Origin of the sequence: Alteromonas sp. W12, assembly GCF_001924945.1 — a bacterium.
Lineage (GTDB): Bacteria > Pseudomonadota > Gammaproteobacteria > Enterobacterales > Alteromonadaceae > Alteromonas > Alteromonas macleodii.
In genome coordinates this window covers 559222-575022 of the sequence record NZ_LQXH01000001.1, presented here as the reverse complement: position 1 = coordinate 575022, position 15801 = coordinate 559222, and the positions used below count along the sequence as shown (strand labels likewise).

Annotated in this window: 15 protein-coding genes; 6 read left to right on the top strand and 9 right to left on the bottom strand. The window is 44.2% G+C overall.

The annotated features are described in order from the left end of the window. Positions 1-24: 24 nt before the first annotated feature. The 4 genes from flgC to AWH61_RS02285 form a co-directional block, all read right to left on the bottom strand. Positions 25-447: a flagellar basal body rod protein FlgC gene (gene flgC / locus AWH61_RS02300; protein WP_012517627.1), complete on the bottom strand. Its 423-nt coding sequence runs from the start codon at positions 445-447 to the stop codon at positions 25-27. Between the two features lie 2 nt (positions 448-449). After that, positions 450-884, bottom strand: coding sequence for a flagellar basal body rod protein FlgB (gene flgB, locus AWH61_RS02295; protein ID WP_014948594.1), 435 nt, complete (start codon positions 882-884; stop codon positions 450-452). A 201-nt stretch (positions 885-1085) separates the two neighbouring features. Further along, on the bottom strand, positions 1086-1916 hold the full coding sequence (locus tag AWH61_RS02290; RefSeq protein ID WP_014975874.1) for a CheR family methyltransferase: 831 nt from the start codon (positions 1914-1916) through the stop codon (positions 1086-1088). A 15-nt stretch (positions 1917-1931) separates the two neighbouring features. Next, positions 1932-2861 (bottom strand): chemotaxis protein CheV, encoded by a 930-nt coding sequence (locus AWH61_RS02285; protein WP_014948591.1) that lies wholly within the window; start codon positions 2859-2861, stop codon positions 1932-1934. A 278-nt stretch (positions 2862-3139) separates the two neighbouring features. Here AWH61_RS02285 and flgA point away from each other — a divergent pair, with 278 nt between their 5' ends. The 3 genes from flgA to flgN all read left to right on the top strand — a co-directional run bounded on the left by flgA (position 3140) and on the right by flgN (position 4759). Then, complete coding sequence (flgA, locus tag AWH61_RS02280; RefSeq protein ID WP_014948590.1) at positions 3140-3856, top strand: flagellar basal body P-ring formation chaperone FlgA; 717 nt, start codon at positions 3140-3142, stop codon at positions 3854-3856. A 102-nt stretch (positions 3857-3958) separates the two neighbouring features. Beyond that, complete coding sequence (gene flgM / locus AWH61_RS02275) at positions 3959-4288, top strand: flagellar biosynthesis anti-sigma factor FlgM (protein ID WP_014948589.1); 330 nt, start codon at positions 3959-3961, stop codon at positions 4286-4288. A gap of 39 nt (positions 4289-4327) precedes the next feature. Further along, on the top strand, positions 4328-4759 hold the full coding sequence (flgN, locus tag AWH61_RS02270; RefSeq protein WP_039234146.1) for a flagellar export chaperone FlgN: 432 nt from the start codon (positions 4328-4330) through the stop codon (positions 4757-4759). Positions 4760-4905: 146 nt separating this feature from the next. Here the strand turns inward: flgN and AWH61_RS02265 are convergent, their stop codons facing one another. Further along, positions 4906-5391 (bottom strand): LPP20 family lipoprotein, encoded by a 486-nt coding sequence (locus AWH61_RS02265; RefSeq protein WP_075176646.1) that lies wholly within the window; start codon positions 5389-5391, stop codon positions 4906-4908. 300 nt (positions 5392-5691) lie between these two features. Between AWH61_RS02265 and AWH61_RS02260 the strand changes: the two genes are divergently transcribed. The 3 genes from AWH61_RS02260 (at position 5692) to AWH61_RS02250 (ending at position 9649) form a co-directional block, all read left to right on the top strand. Continuing rightward, positions 5692-6873, top strand: coding sequence for a flagellar assembly protein T N-terminal domain-containing protein (locus AWH61_RS02260; RefSeq protein ID WP_075176125.1), 1182 nt, complete (start codon positions 5692-5694; stop codon positions 6871-6873). A 220-nt stretch (positions 6874-7093) separates the two neighbouring features. After that, positions 7094-7708 carry a transglutaminase-like cysteine peptidase gene (locus AWH61_RS02255; RefSeq protein WP_249922589.1) on the top strand — a complete coding sequence of 205 codons (615 nt, stop codon included), beginning with the start codon at positions 7094-7096 and terminating at the stop codon, positions 7706-7708. Between the two features lie 6 nt (positions 7709-7714). Then, a complete protein-coding gene (locus tag AWH61_RS02250) occupies positions 7715-9649 on the top strand; it encodes a bifunctional diguanylate cyclase/phosphodiesterase (RefSeq protein ID WP_075176123.1) in 1935 nt (644 codons plus the stop codon). On the opposite strand, the gene AWH61_RS02245 is transcribed toward AWH61_RS02250, so the two are convergent. The 4 genes from AWH61_RS02245 to AWH61_RS02230 all read right to left on the bottom strand — a co-directional run bounded on the left by AWH61_RS02245 (position 9624) and on the right by AWH61_RS02230 (position 15707). Then, entirely contained in the window at positions 9624-10220 is a 597-nt protein-coding gene (locus tag AWH61_RS02245; RefSeq protein ID WP_014948583.1) for a helix-turn-helix transcriptional regulator, read from the bottom strand. The genes AWH61_RS02250 and AWH61_RS02245 overlap by 26 nt on opposite strands. Further along, entirely contained in the window at positions 10221-11588 is a 1368-nt protein-coding gene (locus AWH61_RS02240; protein WP_039224798.1) for an HlyD family type I secretion periplasmic adaptor subunit, read from the bottom strand. It lies immediately after the preceding gene. Then, the gene (locus AWH61_RS02235; protein WP_075176122.1) at positions 11585-13684 is read right to left on the bottom strand and encodes a type I secretion system permease/ATPase; all 2100 of its coding nucleotides are present in this window, start codon (positions 13682-13684) and stop codon (positions 11585-11587) included. The genes AWH61_RS02240 and AWH61_RS02235 overlap by 4 nt, the downstream gene beginning before the upstream one ends. 76 nt (positions 13685-13760) lie before the next feature. Continuing rightward, positions 13761-15707 carry a TolC family outer membrane protein gene (locus AWH61_RS02230; protein WP_075176121.1) on the bottom strand — a complete coding sequence of 649 codons (1947 nt, stop codon included), beginning with the start codon at positions 15705-15707 and terminating at the stop codon, positions 13761-13763. Positions 15708-15801 lie beyond the last annotated feature (94 nt).

Genomic DNA, 15801 nt, shown 5'->3' with positions numbered 1-15801 from the left:
TCCTCACATTATTCAAGCGGCAAGTTACTGCCCTTGACCTAGCTGCAGTACGCGACGGAAAATACGCTTTGTGGTGTCCGCAACCTGCACGTTAGTTTCATACGCTTTGGACGCTGACATCATATTCGCCATCTCTTCCACAATGTTCACGTTGGGTTTATAGATGTAGCCATTTTCATCTGCCATCGGGTTGTTAGGTGAATACTCCACTTGCAAAGGAGCATCACTTTCTACAATACCCTTTACTTGAACACCTGCACCTTTCGACTGGTCGCGCATTGCATCTTGCAACGCCGTAGCGAAAACTGGATGGCGAGCTCGGTATGTTTCGTCATAGCTGCTGCTAACCGAGTTAGCGTTGGCAATATTACTTGCCGTAGTATTAAGACGTACATTCTCCGCCTCCATACCCGTACTCGAAATTTGCATTACATTAAATAAACTCATGACTACTGACCTCCTGAGCTAAGCGCTTTTTTCATGCCTTTAATTTTTCCGTTCAAAAATTCTAGGCTGGCTTGGTAGCGCAATCCATTGTCTAAAAACCGATTTCTTTCCGCTTGAACTTCAACCGTGTTACCGTCGCCAGTGTCTGGTTGTGTTGGGATGCGGTATTGCATGTCAAAGTTTGCCGCTACTGACGTAGAATTGCCGCTTAAGTGGCGATCATTTGTCCGCACCATTCCTGAAGAAGCGTGATTGGCTGTACCACCAGATGCTTCTCGCATAGCCGACTGCATTGCTTTATTAAAATCAATGTCCCGCGCTTTATAACCAGGCGTGTTTGCGTTCGCTAGATTTCCAGAAATCACTTCCATACGCTCTGTGCGTATAGTGAGTGCTGACTCATGAAAGCCAACCAGCTTATCTAGGTTAATAGCCATAACATGACCTCTGACATACTAAAAATTTGTTCGTGGTGACAATGTAAGCGGACAATTAAATATCGAATCTTGCCGTTTTACTGTCGTTTGTAGAAATAGTTAGCAAGGCAAATGCCATAATGAGATTTTGACGGAGGGTGTAAGTCAAAAGTGTCGACCTGATCGTAAAAAAAGTATTATTTATCAGGCCGATAAGTTAGATCATTTTTTTTGATAGTAAAGGCCAGGGTGGCACTTAACCATACTGTAGGTATCACTTGCAGCGCTGATTGATTCTGAGGCGCCAAGGAAAAGCACACCCTGAGGCTGCAGCTGTCCGGCAATTTGTTGCAGGATGCGTTGTTTTACTTCGGCCGAGAAATAAATCAAAACATTACGGCAAAAAACGATATCAAAGCGGCCAAGTGCTGCATAGCTCGAAAGTAAATTTAGACTTCTAAAGCTTACCATCCGACGAACGTCGGGTTTTACCTGCATAAGCCCGCTATCATTTTGCTGGAAAAAGGCCTGTCTCCTTTGCGGGGACAATCCCCTTGCAAGGGACAGTTCGTCATAAATACCTAACTCACACTTTTGCAGCATTTCTGACGATAAATCTGTAGCAACAATTTCAACACCCGCTCTTAATGCACCTGGCCTTTGGCGCTGATATTCAAGTACAGACATCGCAATAGAATAAGGCTCTTGTCCAGACGAACAAGCGGCACTCCATATGCGAAGCTTCTGATTTTTTGCCGATAGTGTTGGTAGTAACTCTTTTACAAGTAAATCGAAGGGATAGTTGTCTCGAAACCACAACGTTTCGTTTGTGGTCATTGCGTCAATAACGTTCTGTAGTAAAGTTCTGTCGAACCCTTTCACAACCACGTCAATCAGTTCGTCAGCAGACTCATACTTATGCTTATAGAGTAATGAAGCTAAACGGCTGCGCACCAGGTATTGTTTATTATCACCTAATACTATGCCGCATTGCTTTTCCAAAAACTCTCTAAATTTGAGGTAACTTGCTGGCGAAACGTCTTTATTAGCCAATCCAATCTTGCTCCGTTATTCGCACTCAGTCATTAGCCACTTTTGTACCGCGGTAGCAAGTTCATCGGGGTGGAATTTCGCGATAAAGTCATCAGCCCCTACCTTCTGCACCATAGCTTGGTTGAAGACACCACTGAGCGACGTATGCAATACAACATGAAGCTTTTGAAGTTCAGGCGTATTCTTAATTTCGGCGGTTAGTGTATAGCCGTCCATTTCTGGCATCTCGATATCTGAGACCAGCACGCCTACACGGTTCGTTACATCGCCATACTCTTCCGCAATTTCTTTAAGCCTGTTTAATGCTTCAAGACCGTTTTTAGCTAGCTCAATTTCTAAGCCTAGTGAAGTTAGGGCCTTTTTAACTTGGTTTCTCGCTACCGCAGAGTCATCTGCAATAAAGATAATTTTGTTTTCTTGGCCTTCGGTTGTCAGACCTTCTGCCACCTCTGAACTTACTTCGGCATTCAACGGAGAAATTTCATTTAAAATTTTCTCAACGTCTAGAATTTCAATAAGTTCATTTTCAACTTCAGTCACCGCCGTTAAATAGCTTGCTCTGCCGGTACCTTGAGGTGGCGGCATGATCGCATCCCAATTGGTGTTGATAATACGCTCTACGGCACCCACCAAAAAGCCCTGAACTGAACGGTTATATTCCGCAATGACAATAAAGGCATTAGAGAGATCTTCAATTTTACGGCCGCGTGTTGCCATACTTAAATCAATGACCGATATGGTTTGACCACGGATGTGCGCCACACCACGAACCAACGGGTTTAATTTCGGCATTGCTGTTAGCGGAGGACACTGAAGCACTTCCCGCACTTTAAAAACGTTAATTCCAAAGCGTTGGCGGCCGTTCAGTCTAAACAGCAGCAACTCTAAGCGATTCTGCCCAACAAGCTGCGTGCGCTGGTTTACTGAATCTAAAATCCCCGACATAGGTCACCTCTAAGTAATACTGGGCATGATCATTGCCTCTTATGATAAAGATAGACAATATCACTAAATTTTTGCAGGTCAAACGACAGAAAAATGACACTAAATAGCATTTTTCAGTCTTTAGTAAGGGTTTATACCTTAACTTAATCAATGATCCTGCGTTGACGCTCGTGCTTGTAAACCTTATGGATTTACTTTGGCTGTTATTTATTTGCACTAAGCAAACCGGCCGTATTAAGCATAGTCAATAACTTGTAAACTGAACACGAAAAGTCATGATGAAAAATATGAACGCTAAAACGCGCCTTACATTCACACGATTACTGTCATTGACCGTTTTCAGTGTGCTTTCTATGAACTGCTTGGCGACACAAACCAATCACAAACAGGTTGAAGAAGGCGCAAAACAATACCTAATAACTCAACTTGCTGATAATACGCAGGATACTAGCATTGATGTGTCTATTGTGAAGATAGACGATAGGATAAATATTCCTGACTGCCCAACTGGGTTCGAATACAATGCGTCGCAAGAAGCGCTGAGCCAATCGTATATATCAGTTAGAGTGAGCTGTAGAAATAATGAATGGTACCTTTTTACCAGCGGGCAAGTAACGCGTACCAAAGAAATTGTTGTCACCCAAGGCGCAATAAGTCCAGGAACCGTACTAACATCATCGAATCTCTCTCTGGCAAAAGTTGATGTAAGACGATTGCGCCATACCGCATTTACTGAGCTAGAAGCGCTTATTGGGGCTAGAATAAAACGCCGAGTGACTGACGGACAAGCTATACAGTCAAATATGCTATGCTTTGTGTGCAAAGGCGACAGAATTACCATAACTGCTGAGGTAGCAGGTATGGAAGTGAAAACAGCCGGAATCGCTCAGCAAGACGGTGTTGTTGGTGACAATATTAAGGTAATTAATGCCAGTAGCCAAAAGGCGGTGATAGCAAGAGTCGCAAGCCCTGAAGAAGTCGTGATACACTTATAAACGAGGCAGCGAATATCTACTTTTTTGTTCACAATTTAGCTAAAGAAATTAGCCAAAAGGCCGATACACTTTACAGAGGCGAAAAAGTAGTGAGGACTAATTATGGCAATTAACAATATAAACAATGGGTTACCGAAAACACCCGTTGATAATGGAAAGGTTGCGCAGCAAAACCAAACGCAGCAATCTCCACAGCAGGCATCAACACAGGCTGCGCAAACCGCATCAGTTCCGCGTCAGGATTCTGTATCGTTGACGCAATCTGCTCAGCAGCTCAACCAGGTTCAGAAGAAAGGTTCGGAAGCGCCTGTGAACCAAGATAAAGTCGATCGCCTTAAGCGAGCGATTCAAAGTGGCGAGTATAAAGTTAATCCTGAAGTGCTTGCCAACAAGATTGCAAAACTAGAAGGTGAGATTTTTGGCGCTAAATAGTGAGCGACAAAACTCGTAACTAACCAGAAGAGAGCTAACGTGACTGAACAAGCAAGCCAATTGACACAAGCACTAATAAAGCAAGTGGAGCAACTGTCTTCACTTGCCGTATTGCTTGAAAAAGAATTGCAACTTATCAGTTCGCGAGACGCAGAATCTTTAATGAACTTATTAGACGAAAAGACAGCACTGTTAACGTCTATCCAGGCTCTCGATGGAAGCATTGAGCGCACAATTAGCGATCAAGGCTCAATGTCAGAAGAAGATGAAGCATTAATGGCTAATGCAAAGAAACTTCTGGACGATTGCAAATACCGCACGCAGGTCAATCAAAAAGCCGTAGAGCAAGGACAGCTACGCCTCACACACTTACGTAACTTGATGATGGAAGTTCGTGCCAAAGAATCGCTCACCTATGACAAAAAAGGAAAGCCGAAAGGCGGGACTTTAGGGTCGGGAGTGAGCGCCTAATTTTTTTGCGATTTCAGTAAACCCCACTCAGCGAGCTTTAACCATTAAGCCTTAACCGGTAAAAGTAAATTATATCTCTGTGAATTTGCGCATGTTTTAAGACTTCACGATACAGCCACTTGCGCAAACTCCCCTTTAGCTAACGTTTAATAATACTTAACATCCTTTACTCGGCGCGGTTTTGCGGTCGACAGATATATATCGTAAACCTGCTGCATATCTAAAGCGAGTTCGGTGACGTATGTATCTTCACCTACTGGATAGGCTTTTACGACTTCAGCGCCTCTAATGACCCCCTCTACAGATGCTCGCAATGTTTCGCTATCTATAACTAAGTGAGACAGAGACTGATTGCCTTCAATTTTTTGACCATAGACTTGTTCAGTTAGCTCTCGGTATGCATCTAATTTTGACGCTTTCATCGCCATTATAAGCTTCATGCTGTCGCTTTCGCCATGCTGAGAAGAAATTGGCGCATAGCCTACCGCCTTGAGCACGGGATAGCTTTCTGGTTCTATTGTTTCCCACTCAACGTGTTTATCAATAATGCCGCATCCACCAGTGCCTATTGCTAAACCAAGAAAGCAAGACAGCAGCAGCGATTTTGATTTATGTATTTTTTTCAAGCACATAGTTTCATTTCCAAATTGCATTATTAATAAAATAAAATGTGTAGTTACGCTGCTCTCGTCGGTGGCAGCCTTGTAACTACGAGATACTGCCATACTCGCGGTAGCAGATTTTGACGTATTTAAACTGACGCTTTTTACAAACCTTTTGCAAGATACGCGTTGCAAGATATGTGCAAGATATGCGCCCGATTGATTTAATGGCGACGAAACCACATCAACTGGCACTCTTTTCGCATACTTCGCTTTATAAACCGGGCGCTTTGCATAGCGCAGTTAGACAAAAACCTCCAGAGGTGTGCGGTGCGACATATTAGCAAAACAACGCTGGTAACTATTTTAAATGCTGTCGTGGCGGTAATTTGCCTGTTTGCATTTTTCGTTGGGCAAGCAAATGCCGTGTGGTACGAGGCTACAGGACAGGCTGTGGTGCGAAATGGTGATAAGGAAACTGCCAGACATGCGGCTACCCAAGAGGCACTTAAGCAAGCCATGCTTTTTGCAGGCGCATCAGTTCATAGTGTCGCCAAGCTTACAAATGGTCTTCTTAAAAATGAAGAGATGACCATTCGCTCTACCGGCGAAGTTGAACAACTGGAACTGGTTGATGAAGTTTATAGCGGCGATGTGATTACGGTAAGTATTCGCGCTGACATTTTTCCAAGAGGAAAAGTGTGTGCCGCACAAAATGACCAAAAACATTTCGCTACCACACATTTCAGGGTACGTAACAGAGCGCAGCTAACACAGGGTAATATTCCCAACTTCGATGCTTCATTCACCCAGCAGTTAGCGCAGGCCATGCGAAATAAAACTGAAAACCTAGATATTATCTATATCGCGCCACATACTGCAAAATTTGACAGTCGATATACTGACCAAAATGTACGCACGCTTTCAGCGCAAAGTAATACTCAATTTGTGCTGGTGGGCATGATAGATGATTTAAGCGTGACACGGGAAGAGGCTTCGGTTTTTACACCGTGGCGTGAGGGTACTTCTCGACGCTCCTTTGCTATGACCATTCAGGTCTATGACGGCATTAATGGAGGCCTGTTGTTGACTAAGTCTTATCAGAATCAAGGAGAATGGACATTCGACAGATTCGAAGATGTTGATGAGTTTTCGACAAAATTTTGGCAGTCGCTTTATGGGCAAACTGTCAACGCGACAATAGCAGAAGCGATTGAAGACATAAAGGAAGCCACTGCATGCCAGCCAATGACAGGTAGAGTGATTAATGTTGCCGGCGATAAAATTTCTGTATCTTTAGGCAGAGACAATGGCATTTCTGAAAAAGATGAACTATACCTTTATCAAGCTAAAGAGATTGTCGATAACCGTGGCCGTAAATACTTACAGTACTCGCTATATCCTGGCAAATTTGTAGTGAGTAGTGCCTACGGTAATTCGTCTCTAGTAGTAAACGAAGGTGCAGGAATTATCGCAAACATTCAAGAACACGATTTTGTAGTAAAAAAATAGTCTTTCTCGATTTCCACTTTAGCATTCGAAATCATGGTTGGTTTATCAGCACAGCCATGTTATACCTATAACTACGTATAGCAAATTATACTTAAACTTTAGGTGAAGACGGTTACGCTCACCTATACTTTAGTATAACTAAAATAATGAAGTTATGACCCTTTCTCTATTTGCGTCGCACTGCTTAGCATTAGTGGCCCTGCTACTGGCTGGACAGCAAATGAAGGATCAGTATGTAATCGAGTTTCCAAAGCTTGAACAGGAAGTAAAAAATAAATTTGGAGCTGATAAAGCATCACACGTTGCAGCGCTAGAAGCTGCCCTACACGCTCTTGAAAGTAAGGGTGTCAAAGATCAATTGCTTGGTGTAAACGCTTTCTTTGATGAGCATATTCAGTATGCTACTGACGATATTGTGTTTAAAGAAAAAGACTACTGGGCAACCCCTTCTGAACTTTTTGGCCATTCTCGCGGAGATTGTGAGGATTATGCCATTGCAAAATACGTAGCTCTGCTACACTTAGGTATCGATAGTTCTAAAGTTCGCCTAATTTATGTAAAAGCGAAGATTGGTAGAAGTCGAGTAACACAAGCACATATGGTTTTAGGATACTATGACTCCCCTTCATCGGATCCCCTTGTGCTAGACAGCTTAGTGTCTAATGTATTACCCGGCTCACAGCGCACAGACCTAATACCTGTTTTTAGTTTTAACGACTCAGGTATTTGGCAACCAGGCAAAACGGCACAGGTTTCTTCGTCTACCAGTAGACTATCTAGGTGGCGTGACGTTATTGAGCGCATGAAGCAAGAGGGGATTAGCAGAAGGTCCTAGGAGTTTATGTCAATAACAAGAGAATTATGGCTAGCCATTGTAGTCGTTGTCCTTGTTGCAATTGCAGGTAGCGTGACAATTCATGGAATTACTACGAAGCAATACGTAGAAGAACAGCTTTACTCAAAAAACTTAGATAACGCAAGTATGATGGCGTTAACGCTAAGTGGATTAGAAAAAGACCCCGTATCTTTAGACCTTTTCATCATGTCCCAATTCGATATAGGACACTACGCAACAATTGTACTTCAAAAAGCGGACGGCGAAATTGTGTCTGCCCACACCCACGAAGTGCAATTAGATGAAGACACGCCCAGATGGTTTGCAAACAATTTCTCACCGAATGTCAATCCAGGTATTGCTCAGGTTAGCGAGGGGTGGGGTCAGTACGGTACGATATATGTTGAAACCGACACCAGCTTCGCCGTCGCATCTATGTGGCGCGCTACTCAACGGCTCATTTTTGGCCTGTCCCTTGTAGGTATCTTCTCAGGAATAATAGGCGCGTGGGCACTTCGTTTTATTATTCGACCTCTGGATGGCGTTGTTAATCAAGCCGAGTCTTTTGGTGAAATGAAATTTGTTCAACTGCCCGAACCTCGCACGCTAGAACTCAAACGTGTGGTTCGCGCGATGAATTTCTTAGCGAGAACGTCCAAGAAGATCATGGAGGAAGAGAATACCCGCCTTGATCTCATGCGCTATAAAACCCAATTCGACGACGAATCAGGTGTCGCCAACAGGGACTATTTTATATCGATTTTAAAAGGCCAACTTGCCTTTCGCGATACAGAAGGCGTCAACTGCGTCTTTTTTGTGAGATTTACTGAGGGCGAAGGTTTCTTGCGCTCCCCGGCTAATATACGTAAAAATCGTATTCGCGACTTCGTTGAAGAAATTAATGATTGCCTTTCTATGCATCATCACCTTTTCACCGATAGTCGTATTGCTAGAATGCAAAAGAATGAATTTGCTATTCTCCTCACCGAAACCCACGATGCCGTTACTATATCTGAAGCATTACACGGTGCGTGTTTAAGTACATTTAGTCGCGATGGCGACCCTCAAGTCTTTCAGTCGGTTGTGAAATTACGACCGGATGACAGCTTTTCAAACGCACTTATGCGCGCTGATGCAATGATAGATGAAGCCGAATCGGATGAAATGGACGAACCGTTTGTCGAGGCCCCGCTAAGAGAATTCATTTCACTTGTGGAAGAGAAGCGATGGGAGCAAGAGCTCAAACGTGCTATCGATGAGCGCGATGTAGAAACATTTAATTTCCCAGTGCTCGATATAGACAGAAATTTGGTTCATTACCAAAGCTGGGCTGGGGTGAACATAGACGGCGAGCTTAGAAAGAGCGGCTTCTATACCCACTGGGCACGTTACTTAGGTTTGTTGCCACAGTTAGAACTGACAACCATTATTCACCTTATTGATTACATTAACCGTTCTGGCACAGAATCAAAGTTTGCTTTTCTTTGCTCTGAACAGTTCATGCTAGACCCTGAAACCCTTGCACAGCTTTATTATCAAATAGGTACCAACTCAAAAGCAGCTAAACAGCTGTGCTTCGAAGTAAGGGAATCTACAGCAACACGTTTCCCTGACGAATTTAGCGACTTTTGCACTACGCTTAAAGCTAAAGAATGCGAAATAGGCCTTAAACGTGTAGGCGAATCGTTCTCGCAACTGTTAGATGTGCAAGAGATGGGGCTAGACTATGTGAAAATTGATTCCGCATTTATGGCCGACATAGACTTCAACCCTGCTAATCACGCTTTCCTTCGAGGCTTCTGCTCACTGGCGCATACTTTCGGTATTAAAGTATACGCCGACGGCGTTAAACGCTCTGACCATCAAGCGCTCTTTATAGAACTTGGTATTGACGGCGTTGTATCACACATGGAAGTTATAGAGCATCTTTTAGATGACTAAATTCACCAAGTCGAAGTAATAGACTGATTCGGTCCTTTGCCTCAAATTTGTGTAAGAGCGTACCCACATATTCTTTAACGGTACGCTCAGTAATACCGTGCTCTCTTGCAATTTCTTTATTGCTTAACCCATCTAAAATGCCGCTCAATACGTCCTTTTCGCGGTTCGTTAAGCCACTTAAAGCAGGTAACACGCGTTTAGACTGCAGATTGACCGCCACATTAGATGTTGTCACTAAAAGTAACTCATTAGGTAACCACATGCCTCCGGCTTCTATCACCCTCGCTACCGAAGATAAAAGAGACTGGGTTCCTAATGCGTGACAATACGCCCTAGCGCCTAGCATCAGCGCTGTTTGCATCTCTAAACGGTCATATTTGTAGGTCAGTAATACCACTTGCGTTACTTTTTGCTTGGCTTCAATTAGCTGTTGCCGCCAGTTCTCATCGCTTGCCAATATCCATATACAATCAGTTTGATCACATGTTAGTTGATCAACCCGACTATAGCTGGTCCACGAATACTGGGTTAGCGCCCCTTGCAAATCTTTCTCGGCAATGAAATGTCTCATTTAACGCTCCCGCAGCGCAGAGGCTGTAACATTGAACAGAGGGGATAATATATAGTTAAGGACAGTTTTCTTTCCCGTCAATATGTCTACCTGTACGATCATTCCAGGTAAAATATCTAACGCTTCATCAGCAATGCTTTTCTTCGTTTCAAGCCTGACTAAATAGTAGGTTTCATCTTTCTCGTTGGTAATGGCGTCTGCACTGATATGTCGGACTTCAGCGGACATACCGCCATAAATAGTGAAGTCATAAGCACTGAATTTTAAGATGGCCTGCTGCCCTTCTCGAATAAACGCAATGTCTTTAGGCGAGACCTTTGCCTCAACAATAAGTTGATCATCTTGAGGAACGAGTTCCACTACCGCGCTGCCTGGAGTAATGACCCCACCAATGGTATTGATGAGCAAGCGCTGCACCGTACCATTGATTGGCGATCTCAGCGCTGCTTGTGACACCACATCTTCTAAACTGGTTTGAGACTGCTGCAATGTCGCCATTTCGGCGGTGGCTTCGGTCAATTCTTGGTTCCATCGATTAACCAGTTTAAGACGCGCTTCTTCCTTCTTTATGATTTCTTCTTCGATGGCGTTTAACCCACGCTCAATCGCTACCTTGGACTTGGTGATGTTTCCTTCTAGCTCTACTATCTGACGTTCCAATCGAAGGATTTCAATCTCCGACACAGCACCTGATGCAAGTAATGGCTTGGTCACAGAGAGCTCTTTCTTTGAGAGGGACAAAACGTTTTGATACTGGGAAAGATTCGCTCGCTCTTCTTCCACGTCTTGACGGCGTTGCATAATACGAGAATCCGATCCTGCTGCAACTTCATCAAGCTCCGCCAAGTTGGAATTGTAGAGCTTGCGTTCGTTATCAACGATCGTTGGAGCCTGTTCGCGAAGTTCTCGATTAAACCGCAACACGTCACCTTGGGTAAGCGCAGATAAGCGCTGCACTTTCGCCGCCAGCGCCGCAAACTGGGTTGTATTTTCTTCAAGGCTTGACAAAAAGCGGGTAGGATCAACCTTTAATAACACTTGCCCAGCTTCAACCGTTTGCCCTTCTCGTACTAATATATCCTGTACAATTCCTCCGTCGTAGGATTGGAGAACCTGTAGTTGCTGTGACGGTATGACTTTACCATCGCCTTTGGCAACTTCATCAATCTCTGCAAAATACGACCACACAACCAAAAGAAATAAAACTAGTGATACCAAATACAAAAGCCCACGGGCTTTCACCGGCGTTTGCATTATACGTGACCACTCGGCTTCCAATACCCAGTCCTGACCTGGAGGTGGCGCTAACCAACCTCGCATTAACCGCTGCAACCAGTCTTTTTTCTCACCACCACTGTTTAAAATCATGGCGCCCTCTTAAGTATTTGACTTGGCTGTTTAAACTGAACAAGTACATCTTCCTTCTTACCGTCAGCAATAACTTTTCCGTTCTCGACAACAATCACGCGCTCAACAAGGTCAAGCAGCGTAGTACGATGAGTATTGATGATGAGTGTTTTGCCGAATGTCGCTGCTTTTATGGTTTCCTTCATCTGCGCTTCGTTTGTTGAGTCCATGGCTGAGGTAGGCTCATCCATGATATATATCGCAGGGTTTCGCACTATGGCTCTAGCCATCGCTACTGCTTGTCGCTGACCACCAGAAAGTAAGCTACCTCGCTCACCTACATTTTGCTCTATCCCGTTGGCATTACCATTAACAAGTTTAGCCAAACCACACTGAGTCAGTACCTCCCAAAAGTCACTTTCATCGATATGTAAATCTTCAGACATAATATTGTCTTTCAATGAACCGTAGAAAAGGCTGACGTCTTGTGGCACGTAACCTATCTGTTTGCGAAGTAGTGTCGGGTCGTATTGCTGAAGGTCTATACCATCCATGAGCAACTGACCCGATTCGGGGCGGTAAAAGGCCATAAGCAGTTTGTTCAAGGTAGATTTTCCGCATCCGTTTTTGCCCAAAATCGCTACGTGCTCACCTTGTTTAATTGAGAAGTTTATGTCTTTGAGTGCAAGTACGGTTTCATCCGGATACTTAAAGCAAAGCTGGCTTGCATCAATATTCCCCTTAAGCACAATATTACTTTTTATCTGCTTATTACTGCCTGACTCACTCGGTAAAGACATAATATCGTCAAGGGCATTCTTCGCCGTCTCAGCGTGATGGTATTGCGCCAATAAAGCCGCAGCCTGGGAGACCGGCCCCATAGCTCGGCTAGACAATAAATAGGCAGCAATCAATCCACCTTGGGTGATTACACCTTCAATGATCAGATATACACCAGTTAAAATGATTACAACGCCGACTGACTGCTGAACCCAAAGTGCAGCATTATTTACCGACATCGAAACCAAACGCAGCTTGGCGTTAACTTTGGCTAGAAATATCGTCTGTTTTTCCCACGCACTTTGGTTTCGGCTCTGGTAACCAAAAGCCTTAATGTCCTCTAAAGAAGTCACGCTTTCGGTAACGAGGGAGCTTTTTCGAGAGCTAATCTCCATCGACTCTTCTGAAAGAGAACGCATTACGCGCTGCGCTTTCATGGCGTATAGGAAAAGCGCGGTGGCGCCAATAAGAATAGGAATGATCAAGTAAAAATCGATCATGGCTATGATAACGACAAACAGAAGCCCGAATGGCAAATCAACCAATGCCACCAGCGTTACAGAACCAAAAAACTGCCGAATACTCTCAAAAGATTGCAAGCTGTTTATAAAGGAACCGCTTTTTGCTGGTCTACTGGCCAAATTTATAGACAGTACTTTTTCCATAATTTTTGCAGAAAGCGTGACATCTAGCCGACTTGCCGCCAGTTCTACAAAGTACTGCCGAAGCATGCGTAACAAAAAATCTGCCGCGAGAACTAAAAGCACGCCGATTGCCAGCGCCCACAAGGTTTCCAGTGCCGCATTTGGCACCACCCTATCGTATACATTCATTACAAAAAGAGGCAGGGCAATGGAAAGCAGGCTAATAAAAACAGAGGCTAGGAGTACATCCCGATATAACCCTTTCGCAGATCTAATAGATGACCACAACCAATGCCCTACTGAGGATTTGTCAATTTGCGCATTAGTTTCTTGCGCATGCATCTCTGGACGAGCAAATATGATGTACCCAGTATAACGGGCAGCAAGTTCATCTCTGGGAACTTCAACCACGGCGTCATCTAGTTCTGGATACGAAACTCTTGCATGGGTAGGCTCTAAGCCATGTAGTACACAGGCTTGCTTTTCATTTAAGACTAATACAGCGGGCAAAAGCGCAGTATTAATGTGGTCTAAATCGCGCTTAACCGTTCTGCTGGCGAGTCCCGCCCGTTTAGCTGCACGCTCAAATCCTGTGGGCGATAATTCGCCGCTATCTAAGGGAAGCCCACTGAGCAGGCTGACTCGAGATACATCCAGATGGTGCGCATGACAGATCGTAATCAAACAATCCATCAATACGCCTCCTTGCTGTTCCAAATAGGATATGTCGTCTACGACCTTCTTTTCCTTCATATAGGCCTACACATTGCTATTCGTTAGAAGGAAGCTGGATAATAGCCGCTTCAATTCTGCGATTACGGGCGTTCGCCGCGTCTGATTCTTCATCAACCAGCGGACGACTCTCTCCGTAACCAACCGCAGTAATTCTTCTAGCTTCTATGTTCGCTTTATTCATAAGCAGCGACGCAACCGCCTTAGCTCTGCGCTCAGACAACCGCTGGTTGTAGGCTGCATCCCCATCTAGAGAGGCGTGACCATGAATAATCACCCCTGAATTTGGGTCATTGTTTAAGGCTTCAATGACATCCTGAAGCGAGTTCTCATATTCAGGCAAAACCTCGGTAGAATTAGACGCAAATTCGATATTGACGTTGAAAGAATTGATTATCTTCGCATTATCTAACGTAAAATCTGCAGCACTTGGTTCTGGCGCCATATCAGGCTCTTTGGCTTCACAACCAAAGTCATCGACCATGGCACCTGGTGTAGAATCGACGCAGTCGTCCCACAAATCCACAATGCCGTCGCCATCTGTGTCGCGCTTAAGAATATTAAGTTCATCTTCGAAGTTTGTACGAACGGCCGGACAAACGTAGTTAGGGTCGTAGCTTATTCTCTCTTCAGCTTTGTTCAGTACATCAGGCACGCCATCTTTTGTAATTCCTAACGTTTGTGCCAAGCTACCCGAGGCCGCAAGCAGTCTTACACGCGCCTTTTCTAAGGTGTATTGTGCTTCTAAATATGCGCGACTAGATTCGTAGTACTCGTTTTCGGAATCGAGTAAGTCTAATAGGGAACGTTCACCAATGGTAAACTGATCCATGTATGCAGACTTTACTCTGTCTGAAGACAGGCGGTGGGCATTCAGTGAGGGTAGCTGCTCAGTAATATTGATAATATCGTTATAAGCAATTTGTACCGTTTGTCTCATATCGATACAGGCTTTATCCCGCAAGTCTTTTGCTAAATCTACCTGTGATAATGCTTGTCGAATCGCTGCGCGGTCCGAACCACCGTTATACAAGTTATAAGAAAAGTTAACGCCAACACTGGCTTCAGTAATGGTGTTATTTAGCGCAGCTTGGTCTCGCGTTTGTGCGCCGTAACTTGCGGTTAAATTAACTTGTGGATGATAAAGACTTTTTGCACTGTCCACGGCGTAACGCTGGGCATCAATGTTGTAAATAGCAGCATTGAATTGGGGGTTGGTGCCGTAGGCGTTAGTGAGTAAGGTTTGAATATCAGTAACACTAGCATCAACATACGCAGAGTTTAACGTTACCGGCTGCAAGTTATTCGCTGGCTTCTCGCCCACCAACCGTAAAAACCGCGCGGTAACATCGTGCAAATTAGACAGCTCGGTAAGCACATTAGACTCAGCCAGAGACAAACGGCCGCTAATTTGTTCCAAATCGGCACGACGACCTACACCTGCTTCTACACTTTCTTCAATTTGTTTAAACACGTCCACATGAGTAATTAAGTTTTCTTCAGCGAGTTTTAAGAGCTCACGAAACATCTTTACATCCATGTAGGCGAGAGCCGTATCCAGAGATTTCTGCTCTACTTCACCCATTAGTTCGAAAAAGCGTACCACTTGCGCTTGTTTAAAACGTTTAACTTCACTGCTTGTTAAGAAACCGTCGTACAGCATCTGAGTTAAGGCGATTTGCGCAGTATGTCCCATGTACTCCCGATCTAGCCCGTAATTTCTATCGGTATAAGCACTTGATGCCAACACATCGACCTGAGGGCGAAAGCCGCCACGAGCAATATCAACGTCTGACATAGCCACTTGAAGTTGACGCCAGCTGGCTTGCACTTCTGGGTTTTCGTTGACTACCTTGCGAACATAGTCTTCCAAACTGACTGGAGAGTTACCAACACCACTACTTTGAGCAATGGCAGCATGAGCTAGCACAGCGCCAGTTGCTCCAATAACAACCTTGGAAAGCACTGAATTTATCAACTTCATATATGCATCTCACTATATAAATACTAAGCGACATTTGTGTCGTTTCTTACTTTTAAAAAGTAGACGCTAATAAATTTTCTGCAAACTGCTGCCA